Source organism: Saccharospirillum alexandrii, from assembly GCF_004000275.1.
In the GTDB taxonomy this organism is placed as follows: domain Bacteria; phylum Pseudomonadota; class Gammaproteobacteria; order Pseudomonadales; family Natronospirillaceae; genus Saccharospirillum; species Saccharospirillum alexandrii.
Window position 1 is genome coordinate 87,281 of the sequence record NZ_RCIP01000003.1, and the last position, 18,467, is coordinate 105,747.

The 18,467-nt window shown below is 55.6% G+C and carries 15 protein-coding genes; 12 read left to right on the top strand and 3 right to left on the bottom strand.

Annotated elements, in window-relative coordinates; translation table 11 throughout:
• Positions 1-331 precede the first annotated feature (331 nt).
• Complete coding sequence (locus EP166_RS14020) at positions 332-1,600, top strand: Zn-dependent hydrolase (protein WP_127558163.1); 1,269 nt, start codon at positions 332-334, stop codon at positions 1,598-1,600.
• Positions 1,601-1,620: 20 nt separating this feature from the next.
• On the opposite strand, the gene EP166_RS14025 is transcribed toward EP166_RS14020, so the two are convergent.
• On the bottom strand, positions 1,621-2,298 hold the full coding sequence (locus EP166_RS14025; protein ID WP_127558165.1) for a TetR/AcrR family transcriptional regulator: 678 nt from the start codon (positions 2,296-2,298) through the stop codon (positions 1,621-1,623).
• Between the two features lie 296 nt (positions 2,299-2,594).
• Between EP166_RS14025 and EP166_RS14030 the strand changes: the two genes are divergently transcribed.
• The 4 genes from EP166_RS14030 (at position 2,595) to EP166_RS21640 (ending at position 8,246) form a co-directional block, all read left to right on the top strand.
• A complete protein-coding gene (locus tag EP166_RS14030; RefSeq protein ID WP_127558167.1) occupies positions 2,595-3,947 on the top strand; it encodes an NAD(P)-dependent oxidoreductase in 1,353 nt (450 codons plus the stop codon).
• A gap of 1 nt (position 3,948) precedes the next feature.
• Positions 3,949-5,223, top strand: coding sequence for an NAD-dependent dihydropyrimidine dehydrogenase subunit PreA (preA, locus tag EP166_RS14035; RefSeq protein WP_127558169.1), 1,275 nt, complete (start codon positions 3,949-3,951; stop codon positions 5,221-5,223).
• Positions 5,224-5,427: 204 nt separating this feature from the next.
• Positions 5,428-6,252: a M48 family metallopeptidase gene (locus tag EP166_RS14040; RefSeq protein WP_127558171.1), complete on the top strand. Its 825-nt coding sequence runs from the start codon at positions 5,428-5,430 to the stop codon at positions 6,250-6,252.
• 260 nt (positions 6,253-6,512) lie between these two features.
• On the top strand, positions 6,513-8,246 hold the full coding sequence (locus EP166_RS21640) for a methyl-accepting chemotaxis protein (RefSeq protein ID WP_127558173.1): 1,734 nt from the start codon (positions 6,513-6,515) through the stop codon (positions 8,244-8,246).
• Positions 8,247-8,274: 28 nt separating this feature from the next.
• Here the strand turns inward: EP166_RS21640 and EP166_RS14050 are convergent, their stop codons facing one another.
• Positions 8,275-9,105, bottom strand: coding sequence for a hypothetical protein (locus EP166_RS14050; RefSeq protein ID WP_127558175.1), 831 nt, complete (start codon positions 9,103-9,105; stop codon positions 8,275-8,277).
• 21 nt (positions 9,106-9,126) lie between these two features.
• A complete protein-coding gene (locus EP166_RS14055; RefSeq protein ID WP_127558177.1) occupies positions 9,127-9,693 on the bottom strand; it encodes a YceI family protein in 567 nt (188 codons plus the stop codon).
• 212 nt (positions 9,694-9,905) lie between these two features.
• On the opposite strand from EP166_RS14055, the gene EP166_RS14060 reads away from it, so the two are divergent.
• The 7 genes from EP166_RS14060 to EP166_RS14090 all read left to right on the top strand — a co-directional run bounded on the left by EP166_RS14060 (position 9,906) and on the right by EP166_RS14090 (position 18,436).
• A complete protein-coding gene (locus tag EP166_RS14060; protein WP_164743951.1) occupies positions 9,906-10,793 on the top strand; it encodes a LysR family transcriptional regulator in 888 nt (295 codons plus the stop codon).
• A 394-nt stretch (positions 10,794-11,187) separates the two neighbouring features.
• The gene (locus tag EP166_RS14065; RefSeq protein WP_127558181.1) at positions 11,188-12,924 is read left to right on the top strand and encodes an AMP-binding protein; all 1,737 of its coding nucleotides are present in this window, start codon (positions 11,188-11,190) and stop codon (positions 12,922-12,924) included.
• Positions 12,925-12,949: 25 nt separating this feature from the next.
• The gene (locus EP166_RS14070) at positions 12,950-13,846 is read left to right on the top strand and encodes a bile acid:sodium symporter family protein (RefSeq protein WP_127558183.1); all 897 of its coding nucleotides are present in this window, start codon (positions 12,950-12,952) and stop codon (positions 13,844-13,846) included.
• Positions 13,847-14,109: 263 nt separating this feature from the next.
• Positions 14,110-15,165, top strand: coding sequence for a biotin synthase BioB (gene bioB, locus EP166_RS14075; protein ID WP_127558185.1), 1,056 nt, complete (start codon positions 14,110-14,112; stop codon positions 15,163-15,165).
• Positions 15,166-15,429: 264 nt separating this feature from the next.
• Positions 15,430-16,296 carry a putative selenate ABC transporter substrate-binding protein gene (locus EP166_RS14080; protein ID WP_127558187.1) on the top strand — a complete coding sequence of 289 codons (867 nt, stop codon included), beginning with the start codon at positions 15,430-15,432 and terminating at the stop codon, positions 16,294-16,296.
• Positions 16,293-16,958: an ATP-binding cassette domain-containing protein gene (locus tag EP166_RS14085; protein ID WP_127558189.1), complete on the top strand. Its 666-nt coding sequence runs from the start codon at positions 16,293-16,295 to the stop codon at positions 16,956-16,958. Before EP166_RS14080 ends, EP166_RS14085 begins: the two co-directional genes overlap by 4 nt.
• Positions 16,955-18,436 (top strand): PhnE/PtxC family ABC transporter permease, encoded by a 1,482-nt coding sequence (locus EP166_RS14090; protein ID WP_220432588.1) that lies wholly within the window; start codon positions 16,955-16,957, stop codon positions 18,434-18,436. Before EP166_RS14085 ends, EP166_RS14090 begins: the two co-directional genes overlap by 4 nt.
• The last annotated feature ends 31 nt before the right edge of the window (positions 18,437-18,467 follow it).

Sequence of the window (18,467 nt, forward strand, 5' to 3'; positions counted from 1 at the left end):
TGACCAACTGGACAAATGATGAGAAATAAATTTTCAGGAAATGGATAAATCGGGCGCTGCAGGGCCTAGGGGATCACCAAATCGTTCATTTTCTTGAACAGGACGAGATGGTTGCCGGCTCAAAAAACGATCAGTAATGGGGCATAACAGGGCTTTAGCGACGCATTTTGAAGCACTCACCATCTACACTGACCAATATATTTAACACACCCTGTTCAATAACCACCCTAAATCAATGGGTTAGCGTTAATCGTTAATGTTCTGTCCAATTGGTCAAATCATTGCTTACCAAAACGACACCTTGTTGGAAAACTCTGCAGCGGAGGCCGCAATGAACACATTCAGCATTAACAGCGATCGTCTTTGGGACAGCCTGATGGAAATGGCCAAAATTGGTGCCACAGAAAAGGGCGGCTGCCGGCGCCTGGCACTGACCGACCTCGACAAACAAGGCCGTGATCTGTACGTAGCATGGGCCAAAGAAGCCGGGTGCACGGTGAAGGTCGACCAGGTCGGTAATATCATCTGCACCCGCCCCGGCGAAAACAACGATCTGCCACCCGTCGGCACCGGCAGCCACCTCGACACTCAACCCTCTGGCGGCAAATTTGATGGCGTGTTCGGTGTTCTGGCAGGCCTGGAAGTCATTCGTTCCATGAAAGACCACAGTATAAAAACCAAACACCCCATCGAAATATCCGTTTGGACCAACGAAGAAGGCTCCCGCTTTGCCCCTGCCATGATGGGTTCGGGCGTGGTTTCTGGTCGCTTTGGCTTGCAAGAGATTCTGGATAAGGTTGACGTTGAAGGCCTGCGTTTCGGTGATGAGTTGGAGCGAATAGGTTACGCGGGAGATACCCCTGTTACCGGCCGAAAGTTCCATGCTTTCTTTGAAACCCACATTGAACAGGGGCCGTATCTGGAGGCCGAGGAGAAGCAAATTGGTGTGGTCACCGGCGGCCAGGGCCAGCGCTGGTTCGACGTGGTGCTTACTGGCCGCGAATCCCACGCAGGCACTACACCGATGCACTTGCGCAAAGATGCGTTGGTGGCCACCTCACAACTGGTGCTGAAAGTTGAAGAGATCGCCAAATCTCACAAGCCAGGCTGTGGCACGGTTGGCTACATGCAGGTATTACCCAACTCTCGCAACACCATTCCCGGGGAAATTTCGATGAGCGTCGATCTCCGCCATCCTGTCGATGAGGAATTGACGGCCATGGATGAAGCGCTTAAAGCCGCTGTTGCGGAGATCATCGCCGATACGGGTGTCGATATCGCTTTGAAGCCGATCTGGTATTACGCGCCCATTCCTTTTGACGACAACTGCATCGAAGCGGTGCGCAACGCCACCATCGATCTCGGCTACAGCTACATGGACATCATTGCCGGGGCCGGCCACGATGCCTGCTATGTTTCAGATTTCGCGCCGGCCAGCATGATCTTCACGCCCTGCCTGAACGGCATTAGCCACAATGAAATAGAAAGTACAACGCAGGAAGAGTGTGAAGCGGGCTGCTCAGTTTTACTGAACGCCATGACCCGCATTGCGGGCCTGGTTTCGGCCGATGCTTCCGTAGGTGAGGCCGTTGGTGCCTGAAACCGGCACTGTGGCGTGAGCTAGACCAGGCTAACGCCACAGCCTTTCAATACAACGCGAGTAATTAACTCTACCCCTTCATTGTAATCGGCTTCTTCCAGCGCATCCCTGGACAATAGAATACTGCTCTGCACTTCAAAGTCGGCATAGGATTGTGTCGATGACCACAGCATGAACATCAGATGTTCCGGGCTGACTGGGTCCATCCACCGTTTAGCCACCCAGCTGCGAATTACGCCACAGGTACGCTCAAATTGCTCTTTTAGCGGCCCCTCCAGCTGTTCTCTAAGGAAAGGAGCGCCGTGTAAAACCTCAGCTGCAAATATTCGCGATGCATTTGGGTGCTCTTTGGATTGACGAATCTTACTAACAATATAATTGCGCAACGCTTCGCGCGGATGCTGATCGGCTGTCATGTCATCCATGTGGTGCATCCACCCCTGTAGTAAGTCCACCAATACGGCCTTGTACAACCCTTCCTTACTTTTAAAGTAATACAAAATGTTGGCTTTAGGCAGTTCAGCCGCGTCAGCAATAGCCGATATCGTCGTTCCCTTAAAGCCTCGCTCACTGAATACCTGTTCAGCCACCCGCAAGATTTGCTCAGAATTATCTTTGCGTATATCGACTAACTTGCGACGACCCGACGCTGTCCCCGTCGTTTTTTTGGTTTTGGATACTGCTGCTGCTTTTGTCATGCCTTGATACTGCGCTCTCAGGTTATGCAATGCTTGGTTTCGGTGCGCTATTGAATAACACCCCGAACACATCAACGGGATTCATCCTCCTGCAGTGTAATCGAATAGTTTCGATGATGCCCCTTAAGCCTTTGCTGCAACAGGGATTTTTCACTCATCCCAGCGCGCTCATCACGCCATTGCGTCATCTATTGACCATTTGGTCAGAAGGTGGCACGACCAATGCTTAGCGTTAATCACATACCGTACACACAACAATACTCAAAGATTTCTTGCAGTCTGACAGAGGACACACCATGACCGCGGCCAGCACCCTGGTGGATACCGATCCATCGCCCAGCCTTGATGACTTGTTCAGTGATATTAAACCGGCGCTGTCCCATCGCCAGGCAGTCATAGAAAGCGCCCGATGTTACTACTGCTACGACGCACCGTGCGTCAAAGCCTGCCCCAGTGATATTGACATTCCCAGTTTCATCGCAAGCATTCACCATGAGGATGTGAACGGTGCCGCTGAAACCATCTATGAGCAGAACATCATGGGTGGCAGCTGCGCCCGGGTATGCCCTACCGAAATATTGTGTGAGCAAGCCTGTGTACGGAATAAGGAAGAAGAGTGCGCACCGGTGTTAATTGGCTTGCTACAACGCCATGCAACAGACAACGCCGTGTTTCCAGACCACCCTATTGGCCGCGCATCCTCAACCGGTAAGAAAGTTGCTGTCGTCGGGGCTGGCCCCGCAGGCTTGAGCTGCGCGCATCGCCTGGCTGTATTGGGCAATGAAGTGGATGTCTTCGAAGCCCAAAGCAAAGCAGGCGGCCTGAACGAGTACGGCATCGCCAAATACAAACTCACCAATCAGTTTGCCCAGAAAGAAGTCGATTTTATTCTGGGTGTTGGTGGCATAACAATTCACTACAACAAGGCACTCGGAAAAGAGATTCATCTAACCGATTTGACCGAACGGTACGACTCGGTCTTTTTGGGTATTGGCTTACAAGACACCCGTGAGCTCGGACTTGCCAACGAAAGCAGCATCGGCGTGCTCAACGCCGTTGACTTCATAAAAGAGCTCCGTCAGGCCAATGACATCGACCAACTCGACGTACCACGCACTAGCGCTGTCGTTATTGGCGCTGGTAACACCGCCATCGATATCGCCTGTCAGTTGAAGCGCCTGGGAACCGAGGAAGTCACGCTGGTTTACCGGCGTGGCGAGGCGGATATGAGTGCCACCGACCACGAACAGCACATCGCCAAAGAGCACCAGGTGCGCATTAAAACCTGGGCACGTCCGGTCGAAATAAGGGCGGACGCAAACAACCATGTCAGCGCCGTCCGCTTTGCAAAAACCAGGATCGACAACGGCAAGCTAATGGATACCGGCGAGTTTTTTGAAGTGGCTTGTGAAGCTGTATACAAGGCAGTCGGTCAATCCCTGGCCTACCCAGCGGATGAAACCCAGCTACCCGACCTCGGTGGGGGCAAAATCTCAACGATGGATAACTTCAAAACGACCATCAGCAAGGTATTCGCCGGAGGGGACTGCACCGGAGTGGGCCAGGACTTGACGGTCGAAGCGGTACAACAAGGCAAACTGGCCGCAATGGCGATTCACAACTACTTAACCGGCTCAGAGGGAAACTAAGATGGCTGATTTGACAACCGTATTTGCAGGCATTAAGTCACCCAACCCGTTCTGGCTGGCCTCGGCACCACCCACCGACAAAGCGTACAACGTAGAGCGCGCTTATGAAGCAGGCTGGGGTGGCGTGGTTTGGAAGACGCTGGGTGAAGACCCGGCTGCAGTCAACGTTTCCTCTCGCTATTCCGCGCATTACGATGGCAACGGCAACGTATCGGGTTTCAATAACATAGAGCTGATCACCGATCGCAGCCTGGAAGTGAACCTGCGTGAAATTGAAGCGGTTAAGAAAAGCTGGCCCGAGCAGGCACTGATTGTTTCCCTCATGGTGCCATGTGAAGAGCACGCCTGGAAAACCATCGTCAGGGAGGTCGAGAAAACCGGTGCTGATGGCCTGGAGTTAAACTTCGGCTGCCCCCATGGTATGCCGGAAAGGGGAATGGGTGCCGCCGTTGGTCAGGTACCGGAATACGTAGAACAGGTTGCCCGCTGGTGCAAGATGTACAGTACACTGCCTGTTATCGTGAAACTGACGCCCAACATCACCGACATTCGCTTTGCAGCTCGTGCGGCCAACGCCGGCGGTGCTGATGCCGTATCGTTAATCAACACCATCAACTCGATTACCAGCATAGATCTGGACCAGATGGCGGCACGGCCCATTGTCGACGGTAAGAGCACTCACGGCGGCTATTGTGGCCCTGCCGTCAAACCCATTGCCCTGAACATGGTGGCCGAAATTGCCCGCGACCCTGAAACCGCCAGTTTGCCGATTTCAGGTATTGGTGGCATCAGCAACTGGCGCGACGCGGCGGAGTTTATCTCGCTCGGTTGCGGCAATGTTCAGGTATGCACCGCGGCCATGATCCATGGTTTCAGGATCGTGAAGGAAATGAAAGACGGCTTATCCCACTGGATGGACAGCAAAGGCTATAACACCATTGCCGACTTCCAGGGCGCAGCGGTACCAAACACCACCGATTGGAAATACCTCAACATTAACTACAAGGTGGTTGCGGAAATTGACCAGGAAAAATGCATAGGGTGTGGACGCTGTTTCATCAGCTGCGAGGATACCTCCCATCAGGCGATTGCCATCACCGCACAAAACAACGGCACCAATAAGCTGGAAATCATTGAAGAAGAGTGTGTTGGCTGTAACCTCTGTGAGATTACCTGCCCGGTAGACGACTGCATCACCATGGTAAAACGCGATGTTGAAAAACCTTACCTGAACTGGACACAAGACCCTCGCAATCCGCACCGCGAGGCATCCTGAAGGTCAGATACAGAGTCCGGGTCGGCAAGTCACATTGACTGGCATCAGGCGGAGGCTCGGAGCAGCCTGCCAGTGAACGTGCAGGCCATGCCGGGGCTCTCTCCTGTAAAGTCAATTCGAGGAGTGAACAGAAACAAACGGAAGCTGCTACTATAAAAAGCGTTCACCGATCATGGTGATTGTCCAACACTGCAAGGATCTTCCATGAAACACATACTCATCACCGGATTGACCGTGTTGCTGATCTCAGCCTGCGCCACCAGCCCCACCGGCCGCTCCCAATTGATGCTGATATCGCCGGAAATGGCCATCAGTGAGTCCAAACAGGCCTACGTCAGCACGGTTACTGACATATCCAATGAGTTTCAGCTGATGACCGACGAGGCGTGGGTTGACCGCATTTCCACGATCACCGGCCGCCTGGTCACCGAGGCGATCAGGAAATACCCGGATTCACGAGACTGGGACTGGAGCGTCGCCATCATCGACGACCCGGACACGCTCAACGCCTGGTGCATGGCGGGTGGGCGAATGGCGATCTACACCGGCATTGTTACCCAGCTGAACCTGACGGATGACGAAATTGCTCAGATCATGGGGCACGAAATCTCCCACGCGCTGGCCAATCACACCGCCGAAAAGATGTCCCGCGCCGTGCTGGTGAATACAGGGTTGGCCATCACCTCTCAGGTCACCGACCAGAATGGCTATGTACTGAACGGCAGTGCCATCGCCGCGCAGCTGGCGCTGCAACTGCCCAACAGCCGGGATGCGGAACGTGAAGCAGACGAAATAGGCATAGAGCTGGCTATTCGGGCCGGTTACCGGCCCGAGGCAGCCGTCTCGCTCTGGCGCAAGATGTCACAGGCTGGCAGCGGCGGGCCGGAATTTCTAAGCACTCACCCCTCACCAGGCAACCGTATGGACACCCTTCAGGATCTGGGTAACAAACTGAAGTCCTTGAATCCAACTCAGTCAAAATCTGCAGTACACCCGGTTAGCATTGTGACCGATACCCGACAACTGTAAATCAGAGAATCGTTGGGGGAGGCATTGCGCCAGTGTTGCAAGCCTCCCGGGATTTACCCTGTCGCAACAGCCCTTCCGCGGGGCTGCTTCACCAGGCATATGCGATCAACCCTGTGTGCAAATCGCCGAGCCGACTGAAACCCAAACAGCACCCCGCCTTCGTTCTTACCCAAACAAAGTATAAAGTTTTGTCTAAACTGCCAGATAACCTGCTCAGTGACTGAATGTCCTGACCCATCTCTTTATGGAGCTACCTGGCTATGCTTGGCTTTTCTAACAACGTTCTCACGGCAATTAACAATACCTTTGCCTCTATTGAGTTCAAACTCGATGGTACCATCGTTAGAGCCAATGCGCTTTTTCTGGAAACCATGGGCTACCGGGCTGACGAAGTCGTTGGCAAGCACCATCGGCTGTTTGTAGACCCCGACGAAGCGAACAGTCGGCAGTATGAAGACTTCTGGAAAAACCTTCGGGCAGGCAAGGCACAAACCGCCCGGTTCGAGCGAATCACCAAAGACGGCCGCAAGGTCTGGTTGCAGGCTTCCTATACGCCCATTCTGAAAGGTGGAAAAGTAAGCCGGATCATCAAGTTTGCCAATGACATTACCAGCCAGGTATTGCGTGAATCGGATTACGAGTCAAAGGTCCAGGCCATTCTTCGGTCTCAGGCAGTCATCGAGTTCGACCTTTATGGCAACATTCTGGACGTCAATGAAAACTTCCTGGCTGTATTTGGCTATGAAAAGCAAGAGCTCGTTGGCAACCACCACCGCCTGTTCGTCGATGCGGCCTACGCCCAGAGCACGGACTACAAGGCATTCTGGGAAAATCTGCGCAAAGGTCAGTTTCAGTCCAATGAGTATCGGCGAATCGCCAAAGATGGGTCGGATGTCTGGATTCAGGCCACCTACAACCCCGTTAAGGATCCGAAGGGCAACGTCCTGAAAATCATCAAGTTTGCCAGCGATATCACGGCCGACGTGTTAAAGCGTGAGAATTTCAAACTGTTGTCGCTGGTCGCCAATGAAACCGATAACTCAGTGATCATTACCGACGCCAATGGCCTGATCGATTACGTTAACCCGGGGTTTGAACGCCTTACCGGTTATAGCCTTCAAGAAGTCGCTGGCAAGAAGCCGGGGGCACTGCTTCAGGGGCCGGATACAGACAAGGCTGCGATCGCCCGAATCCGCCAGGCGCTCGACAAGCAAGTGCCCTTTTACGATGAAATATTGAACTACAGCCGCAGCGGTGAACCTTACTGGATATCCCTCTCCATCAATCCAATCTTCGATGACAGTGGCGCCATTGATAAATACATATCCATCCAGGCAAACATAACTTCTGTCAAACAAATGGCTCTCGACTTCGATCGCAAGTTGGCCGCCATCAGTGAAGTATTGCTGCTCGTAGAGCTAACCCCCAATGGTAAGCACGCGCACTGGAACGAGTTAGCGAAAGCCAAACTACTACCCATCATCTCAGAAGCAGACTTCGCAAGCCTTGTGTTTAATGGATTAACGAAAGAAGAAATTGGGCGAATAGATACCGAAGGGTCTGTTAAAAAGATGGTCAGTGTTGAACGCAACGGCAAAGCACTGCATCTCGACGCTCGTCTTTGCTGCCTCAGAAATGTGAAGCAGGAGGTCGCACAATACCTTTTGCTGGGACTTGATATCACAGATCGAAAGCAGGCAGTGGGTCAGACTAAGGTGGCGATGACCAGTGTGCTGGATGCCAGCAAACAGATCAGCGCCATTGTCAGTGCCATTAACGGCATTTCCGAACAAACCAACTTGCTGGCACTCAACGCTGCCATTGAGGCAGCGCGCGCCGGGGATGTCGGTCGGGGCTTTGCCGTAGTCGCCGATGAAGTAAGAAGCCTTGCTGCGAACTCAAAGCAATCGAGTACTGAAATAGACAGCCTGGTAAAAGTAACCGTCGGGAAGATTGAGGAATTGGCAGGCTTGCTGTCCAAAATCGACGACTAAGCCTGCATCGATACCATTAACGCTCACGTCAGTACAACGACTGCTCCGGCCACACGTACCAGAGGCTGAATGCCAGCGGCAATGCGGTTACCAACACCAACACGACCAGCTTAAGCCACCAGCGACTTGCCTCAAGCCGGGCACGAAACAGGCTGCCTACCAGCCAGGGCAAGGCGGCGGCCAGCAGAGCCACGGCAGGTACTTCAACAAGGTGGTAGGCCGTCAGCGCGACCCACATCAGCGGCAGCGTCAGGCAGGGAAGCAGGCGTTGCCACAAACGGGGAACTTGCCAGCCTGCAATAAGCGGCGCACCCCTGGCAACCCACCAGCAAACCGCCATCACCACACCCATGGCACCGGCAATTTCGGCAAGCTTGATACTGCCGGCCAGTCCAACGGTCGGTGCCAGCACCGCCACCGGCGCGACCAGGAAGCCTGGCATCCAGAAGTCTGTGGTTTTCGGCGAGTCTTCCCGGTCATCTGCACCCAAGGCCACCAGGGCAACAGGCACGAGCAGCGCCAGTGCCTGGCTTATCCAGACCACGGGGCCAATTGAACCGGCAAACACCCAAACCACCCAGACACTGATTGGAAGGCCGAGCAGCATCAGCGCCGCGCCCTGACGTCGGCCGAGGCTGGCGGCGAGTACGGCCACCAGTGTCATCAGCCAGAGGCCATCCATCGCCGCAGGTTCCAGCACGTGGTTTAACCGGAAGCCCTGTATCCAGCCAAAAGCACCCAGAATAGCCAGTAATGCCCCAGCCGCGGGCGCCCAACTCAATCGCAAGCTGGCCGCCGCTGCCGCCAACATGACCAGCAATGGCATTACAACGGTGGGCAGCAGCATGTCACCAATCATGGTTATAACTCCCGCTGGCCGTTATTGGCGAATACCTTCAATGAAGATCGTCAGTTCGGTTTCATCGGGCACGTTGGGGATGAAATAGTCGATGTCAAAATCGCTGCGCATCAGTTCGGTGGTCGCTACGAAGCCCTGACGAAAGCCACCCCAGGGGTCGTCACCTTCACCGATTTTCACAATGTTCATTTCCACTTCGCGGGTTACACCGTGCATGGTCAACTCGCCTGTCAGCACACCTTCCTCTGCGGTGCCTTCGTAGGCGGTGCTGGTAAACTCAATGGTCGGGTACTGGCGAACGTTGAAGAAATCCGGGCTGCGCAGGTGCTCATCGCGATCAGAGTGGTTGGTGTCGATGCTGTCTGCCTGAATTTCAATGGATACGGTATTCTCCGACAGGTTGTCGTCCGACCAGGTATAGGAGCCTGAAAATTCGTTAAAGCGGCCCGGCAAACGGGAAACCCCCAGGTGACCGGTTTCAAAGGTAACCGCCGAGTGGGCATGGTCAATCTGGTAATCGGCGGCCAGTGCCGAGGCACTGATCATTGAGGCGGAAATGGCCGCCAGCGTCAGGGACAGAGTTTTCATGATCGCTTCCTTATTGAGTGTGAGACAGGATAGAGCCCGCCACTCTACTGAGTCACTCACACGCTGTAATCCACTGTAATTGAAAATGGCTTTTTCGAATTTGGAAAACAGTGACCCCGGTTCTACTCTGATGTATAGAAAGCATAAGGACACCAACATCAAATCCAAAACCGGGTACCATGACCGGTTGGGTCAGAAGAAGGAGGCCGTTGATGGACCGATTGGACGCCCTGCGGGTGTTTTGCGCCGTCGTCGAACACAGTAGTTTTTCCCGCGCTGCGGCAGAGTTGAACATATCGGTCGCGAAAACCAGCAAACTGGTCCAGTCGCTGGAACAGGCCCTGAACACCAGCCTGTTGCGTCGCAATACCCGGCGCATCACCCTGACCGAAGCCGGTGAACGCTACTACCACGACGTCGTGCCCCTGCTGGAAGAGATGGCCAACATCGATGCCCGCGTCGAACGCATGACGACCACCATCAGCGGCACTCTTCGCATGACCATGCCGCTCGACTTCGGGCGCCGGCTGATCATGCCACTGATCCCCGAATTCAAACTGACCTACCCCGACCTGGAGCTGGACATTGAACTGTCGGATCGTCACGCCGATCTGGTTGCCGAGGGCTTCGACCTGGGTCTGCGTGTGGCCGACCTCAAAGACAGTAGCCTGATCGCCAAACCGCTCGGCACCTATCGCATGAAGTGCGCCGCCTCACCGGAATATCTGGCCCGCCACCCAGCCATCAACACGCCGGATGATCTGGAAGCACACCCCTGCCTGACCTACTCACTGAGCGCCCAACCCTGCAACTGGCATCTGATTAGCGACGAGGAAGAAGCCCGGGTTCGGGTTCGCTCGGCTCTGCAGTTGAACAACGGCGATTTGCTGGCCCAGGCAGCCTGTCAGCACCTGGGGGTCCTTTACCAGCCGGACTTTATCCTGAGCACCTACCTGGACTCCGGCGCACTGACGCCCATCTTAACCAACTGGCAAGACCGGATGGTTCATGCCTGGCTGGTCTACCCGGCCCGAAAATACCTGCCGATGAAAGTGCAGGCGATGCTCGGCTTTCTGAAAACCCACCTTTCAGACCAATAACCGGTTACCAAGGGTAGCGGAAAACCCGTCTGGCGATTCAGCCAATCCACCGCTTCACCCTGACACCGCACCTGCAACAACGCCCGCTCTATGTGTCACCCATGCACCACCACCGGCTAGCCAGTCGTTATTGAAGATCCACTTTCGCATTAGGTGTCAAGTAGATGGCGGCAAGTGTCGGTGACGCTTTGGCAAAGTAGCGATCGGGGTCAATAATCCGTGAGTAGTTCGGGCATATGTGCAGTTTTCTACACACAGACACTAAAGCGGTTGTTGCTTTACAGTACTGTTGAGTATTGTATCGGAGAATAAAAACAAAAAAGACCTGTAGCACGTTACCCGGAGTCCGCCTTGGGGTACGAACGCTGACAGCGTCATCACTGCGAGGCCATTCATGTCGAATGATCAGTATTACGATAGCAAACCCTGGGAAAGCCATTACCGGGCAGCCCGATCCGAGGCCGGTAACAGCACAGCCAGTCACCCCAAGCACAACAATCTACCCGCCCTGATCCAAACGGCCAGCCAGACCTACAGCGACCAGCCGGCGTTCACCACCTGCATGCCAAACGGCATGAACGGCCGGCTCACCTACGCCGAAGTTGATGAAATGTCCGATGCCTTTGCCGTCTATTTGCGCGAATGCGTCAAGCTTGAAGCTGGCACCCGGGTTGCGGTGCAAATGCCCAACTGCCTGACTCTGCCGGTGGTCGCCTTTGGCGTATTAAAAGCCGGTTGCATCCTGGTGAACGTCAACCCGCTCTACACCAAGCGGGAAATGGAGCACCAGTTCAACGACAGTGGTGCCCAGGCGCTGATCATCGTCGATATGTTCGTCGATAAACTCGACGCCATCCTGGCGAAAACCGGCATCAAACAAGTGGTCATCACCTCTGTTGCCCAGTGGTTTCCCCCGGTCGTTAGGGGTGTGCTCAAAGCCGTACTGAAATACTGGAATCGGGCGATACCCCGCCATCAGGTCAAAGCCGACGACATCAACCAGGCCCTCAAGAAAGGCCGCGAAGCAAAAGCACAGGCAAGCCTCGACGTTCGCCAATACTGGGAGCACCTGACTCGCTCAGACACCGCACTGCTGCAGTACACGGGCGGAACCACCGGGGTCAGCAAAGGGGCCGAGCTGACGCACGGCAACCTGATCAGCAACCTTGAACAGGTCGATTCCGTGGTTCAGGGGTACATCGAACCCGGCAGGGAATGCATTCTGACCGCCTTGCCGATGTACCACATCTTTGCGTTCACGGTGAATTTACTGGCTTTCTACCACAAGGGCGCACACAACGTTTTGGTACCCAGCCCCCGGCCCATCCAGAATTGCCAGCGCGCTTTCGATAACTACCCAATCTCGGCCATCTCGGGGGTCAACACTCTCTATAACGCCCTGCTGAACGAAGAATGGTTTACCGTCTACCCGCCCAAAACCATGAAGGTAGCCATGGCAGGCGGTACCGCGCTGCACCAGGCGGTCGCCGAGCGTTGGCGTACCATAGTTGGGAGCCCCATCTCTGAAGGCTATGGCCTGACCGAAACCGCCCCGGTCATTTGTTTTAACCCGATCGGCCAGGAACGCCCCAACAGCATCGGCATCCCCGCACCCGACACTGACGTGCGCATCGTCGACGAACAGGGAGCCACCGTACCCGTCGGCGAGCCCGGTGAAATCATCGTTCGTGGCCCTCAAGTCATGAAAGGTTACTGGAACCGCCCCCAGGATACCGCCGATGCCGTCAGAGACGGCTGGTTCTATACCGGCGACATCGGCGTGATGACCGAAGACGGTCACTTCAGCATTGTTGATCGCAAGAAAGACATGATTCTGGTCAGCGGCTTTAACGTCTACCCCAATGAGATCGAAGACTGCATCGCCCGCATTCCCCAGGTACAGGAGTCAGCCGTGATTGGTGTCGCCGACGACCAAACAGGTGAAGCGGTACAGGCGTTTGTGGTGTTGCGCGAAGAGGGCATTACCGAGCGCGACATCATCGCCCACTGCAAGCAGGAACTCGCGGCCTACAAAGTGCCCCGAAAAATCGTCTTCTGGGATGAGTTGCCCAAAACGCCGGTCGGCAAGGTGCTCAGAAAAGAAGTCCGCGCCGCCGCCTTACAACAATAACCGCTACTCAGTCGGAGCACAGAACATGCTTAGTCCATTGGAAGAAAGTTTACTGTCGGTGATGATGGTGATCATCATGTTTGGCATGGGGTCATCACTCACCTTTAAAGATTTCCGACTGGCCTTGCGTCACCCGCAAGCGGTGGGCGTGGGTTTTGCCTCTCAGTACTTGCTGATGCCGCTGATCGCCTTTGTGTTGTCACGGGTACTGAATTTAACGGTTGAACAAACGGTGGGCCTGGTGCTCATCGGTTGCATGCCGGGCGGTACCACCTCCAACATTTTTGCGTATTTTTCAAAGAGCTTGCTCAGCCTGAGCATTATGATGACCATTTGCTCCACCCTGGCCGGCTTTGTGATGGTGCCCCTGTTAATGGAGTTTTATACTCAGGGCATTGACGATGCGTTTCGCATACCGCCAGACCAGATCGCGCGCTTATTGTTTGTGTTGCTGATTCCCACCCTGATCGGCATGTGGCTGCGCCGTAAAAATTCCAACATCGGCGCGGTTATCGAACTGATGGGCGGTATTCTCGGGGCCATCGTCATCATCTTTCTCGTGATCACCTGGGTACCCAGAAACTGGCGCTTGCTGGTCGAGACCAACTGGGAAGTGTACGCCGCGGTGATTTTGATCGGGCTCATTGGCTTCACCTTCGGCTATTTATTCTCCCGCGTGCTCAGACTGAACCCGCAAAAAGCCAGAACGGTATCGCTGGAAACCGGTATCCAGAATGGTCCGCTGGCGGCGCTGATCGTCATCATGACGTTCGCCGATGAAACCCAGCAGCTCATCCTGCTGATACCGGTCATGTACTCCCTGTTTATCGTGATCAACTCCACCATCGCTACTGTCTTCTACCGTCGCTGGACCCGGCGTGAAGAACTGGCACGAGACCAGGCCAAAGTCGAACCGGCCTGAAGTCCCCCTTTCTGCCACACCTTGCGGCTAACCGTCGCAAGGTGTTGCTCTGAATACATCGCTTGTTTTCTAGCGCCCGGTTGAGCCATGCGGTTGGCTGCAAACATCTGACTGCGGCTTATTGATCCAACAAATACGGTGCTTGAACACCACAAGACAGCCGATCACAAATCATCCAGCTGTAAATTTTTAGATCCGAAAAAGTTGACTGCGATTGGCTCACACTTAGACTTCCAGGCGCCACTCAACAACAAGGATTTCTCATGCAGGCGCCCGGTGCAATTCGGCACGACTGGACAACCGCCGAGGTGGGTGAGCTTTTCGCACTGCCGTTCAATGATTTGCTGTTTCAGGCTCAGAGCGTACACCGCCAGTATTTCGACCCCAATCGCGTACAAGTCAGTACCTTATTGTCGATAAAGACGGGCGCCTGCCCGGAAGATTGCAAATACTGCCCGCAAAGCGCGCGCTACAATACCGGGTTAAAAAAAGAGCGGCTGATGGACGTAGAAACCGTGCTGCAACGGGCGAGGGAAGCCAAACACAATGGCGCTACTCGCTTTTGCATGGGCGCAGCCTGGCGCAACCCTCACGACAGAGACATGCCCGCCGTTATCGGAATGATCAGCGGGGTTAAAGCACTGGGCCTGGAAACCTGCATGACGCTGGGCATGCTCAGCCCCCAGCAAGCCGCTAGGCTGAAAGACGCCGGGCTCGATTACTACAACCACAACCTCGATACCTCGCCAGACTACTACGCCGATATCATCAGCACCCGCACCTACCAGAACCGGTTGGATACGCTGGAACAAGTGCGCCAGGCGGGCATGAAGGTATGTTCAGGCGGCATTGTCGGTATGGGTGAAAGTGCCAACGACAGAGCCGGTTTGCTGGTGCAACTGGCCAACCTGAAGCCGCACCCTGAAAGCGTACCCATCAACAAACTGGTCAGGGTAGCGGGAACACCCCTGGAACAGGTCGAAGACCTTGATGAATTTGAGTTCATCCGCACCATTGCGGTAGCTCGCATCATGATGCCCGGCAGCCACGTGCGGCTCTCCGCCGGCCGTGAAGCCATGAACGAACAGATGCAGGCGCTGTGCTTTTTGGCCGGTGCCAATTCGATATTTTACGGCTGCAAGCTACTGACAACCGCCAACCCCGAAGAAGATGCCGACACCCGCCTGTTCAGTAAACTCGGCATCAACACCGAACACAGCCACCGCGACAGCCATAAAGAGCCGGAGGCCGACGCAATGAATGCATTGAATCGCCAGCCAACCAATGCGTTGTTTTATGATGCCAGCTCCAAATCCTAGTTAGCCCCCAGAGTGCGTCGTTTGCCTTTTGCAAAACCAAGGGGCAAACCACACCGTCACGACTGCACAGACGATGCCACCTGCCTCACCATCCCGCGGTAAAAGCCACGGGCACCGCTACCTTGCATCATTGCCAAAGTATGTCACTGAATTGCTCTGCGACAATGACCGGGTAAATACAAGCTCAATGCCGTATTTTGATATACTCCCACCCCAATTTCCTCATGCCCGTTTACGACAAGGGCCTCAACAAGGACACACTCCATGAACCGGATAACAAAAACCCTCTGCGTCAGCATCGCATCGCTTCTGACGCCAGCCGTTCTGGCCGACACCTTTGTGTTCACCGCCATCCCAGATCAGGACGAACGCCAGTTAACCGAACGGTTTGGCAAGATCGCGGACTATCTGGAACAGCAGTTGGAGGTCGACGTTCAATACATTCCGGTTAAAAGCTATTCTGCTGCGGTCAGCGCGTTTCGCAGTGACCAGGTGCAAATGGCCTGGTTTGGCGGCTTAACCGGCGTTCAGGCGCGTCAGTTGGTGCCGGGCAGTCAGGCCATTGCCCAGGGTGTGGAAGACACCGCCTTCATCTCCTATTTTATTGCCCATGAAAGCACCGGCCTCGCCCCGGCCGATTCGCTGACCGATACCTTGCGTGGTAAAAGCTTCACCTTTGGTTCCAAGGGTTCTACCTCGGGCCGGCTAATGCCGGAGTTTTATCTGCGAGAACAGTTCGGCGAAGCGCCGGAAACCCTGTTCAACCGGGTCGGTTTTTCCGGCGACCATTCGCGTACCATCGCCCTGGTCGAATCGGGCGCTTATGACGTGGGCGCCGTAAACTACGCTGTTTGGGACGCCGGAGTCGAGGCAGGTGATATCGATACCGACGCCGTGCAGGTCATTTGGGAAACCCCGGCCTATCCGGATTACCAGTGGACGATCCGCGGTGATGCTGACGCCCGTTTTGGCGACGGCTTTACCCAGCGCGTTCAACAGGCCCTGCTCGACATGACCGACCCGGATCTGCTCGCCGCCTTCCCGCGCAGCGGTTTCATCCCGGCAACGAACGCGGACTACGCGCCGATTGAAGCCACCGCCGTCACCATCGGCATCATGGACGCGCAGTGACCGGGTTTCGACTCCAACAGGCCGCGCTAACCGTAGGCGGCCAAACTGTTTTGCACGATCTGGATATCACCATCCGGCCAGGTGAGCGGGTGGCGCTACTGGGAGAATCCGGCGCGGGCAAAACGACTCTGTTGCGAGCGCTGCGCGAGCAGCAACCAAACCGTATCGCCTGGTGCCCGCAGCAGCCCGGGCTAGTGCCGGTGCTGCCTGTCTTTCACAATCTCTATATGGGCCGACTCGATCAATACGCCACTGCCTATAACCTGTTGAACCTGATTCGCCCCACCCCGGCCCGCCGCCGCGAGGTCACAGAGCTGGCCGACCGGTTGGGCCTGGGTGACCAGTTGTGGAAACCTGTAGAACAACTCTCTGGCGGTCAGCAAAGCCGGGTCAATCTCGGCCGGGCGCTGTATCAGCAACGCCCCCTCTTCATCGGCGACGAGCCGGTATCGGCCATCGACGAACGCCAGGGTGCCGACCTGCTCACCCTGATATGCGAACAACACGAGACCGTTGTGCTCGCCCTGCATAACATCGACCAGGCCCTGGCACACTGCAACCGCATCATTGGCATTCGGGCCGGGCGGGTGGCATTCGATAGCCCGAGCGACCAACTGACCAGCGCCGACATCAAACCGCTTTATCCATCAGACGCATCATGACCACGCGCCTTCAGCTTCGCGATACTGGCGCCATGCGCCGCACCACCGGCCTGTTCATTCTACTGGCGCTGCTGTGCCTGCCCTGGGCCGATATTGCTGTGCATACATTGGACCCCGGCCGTGAACTGGGGCGCCTGGCCCAAGGCCTGCTGTGGCCACAATGGCCTACCACCCGCACCCTGGCCGAGGCCATAGCCAGCACCCTGGCCTTCGCTTTCCAGGGCGTGGCTTTGGGTGCCATCGCAGGCTTTGGCCTGGCATTGCTGTACCGGCGCCGCGCTGTTCGCTGGCTTGCCGCCTCGCTGCGTGCGGTGCATGAATTGTTCTGGGCGCTGCTGTTTATTCAGTTGTTTGGGCTGAGTACTCTGGCCGGTGTACTGGCCATTGCTGTCCCCTATGCTGGAATATTCGCCAAGGTCTACGGCGAACTGTTCGAGGAGACCGACCCGGCGCCGCGCCAGGCATTACCGGCCAACGCCAGCCGACTGTCGAGCCTGATGTTCACTACCCTCCCCCAAGCCTGGCCAAACCTCGCCGCCTACACCCGCTACCGTTTGGAGTGCGGCATTCGCAGCTCCGCCGTGCTCGGTTTTATTGGTTTGCCAACGCTGGGCTACCATCTGGAAAGTCTGTTGCGCCAGGGCTTCTACGCTGAGGCAGCACCGTTTTTCTATGCCCTGCTGATTCTGATTGCCACCCAACATCGCTGGTGCCGGGGCTGGATGATTCCGGCAATGCTGCTGGCTGCGCTGTGGTGGCTGCCGCCGGTCGCCCCGGTAAACGGCGCCCTGATCTGGCAATTTCTGACGCACGACATTGTGCCCGCCCCGTTGCGTAGCGGCATGGATGCACTGCCCTGGTTTATGGATCTGTGGCAAGGCCAGCTTTGGCCGGGGCTTATTAACACCCTGGTATTAGCCATGCTGTCCCTGGTGGTAATGGGGTTACTCGGCGTGATGCTGTTCCCAACCGTTTCACGATTATTCGGCAACCGCTGGACGCGAGGCCTAAGCCACGGCGTGCTGGTGATTCTGCGTTCCCTGCCAGAATACCTGCTGGCATTTATTGCGCTCATCTTGCTCGGCCCTAGCATGCTGCCCGCGATTATCGCGCTTGGCCTGCACAACGGCGCCATCATCGCCCACCTGATCGGCCAGTACAGCAACACCCTGGTGCTGCGCGACGATGCCGCCCGGGGCCTAAACCGTTATTTCTTCGAGGTGCTACCGCGCCAGTTCCGGCTGTTCCTGGCATTTTCACTCTACCGCTTCGAAACCGTCATCCGCGAGACAGCAATTCTCGGCATGCTCGGTATCCCCACGCTCGGCTTCTTCATCGATTCCGCCTTCGCCGAATTCCGATTCGACCGGGCGGTAATGCTACTCGTCGCCAGCGCTGTGCTGAACATCGCAGTGGATGGGTGTGCACGGATAATAAGGCGACGGCTGCACTTGCAGCAGCAGGTTCAGGTGTGTTGAATCAACTCTACATGCGACATAACTAGCCCCC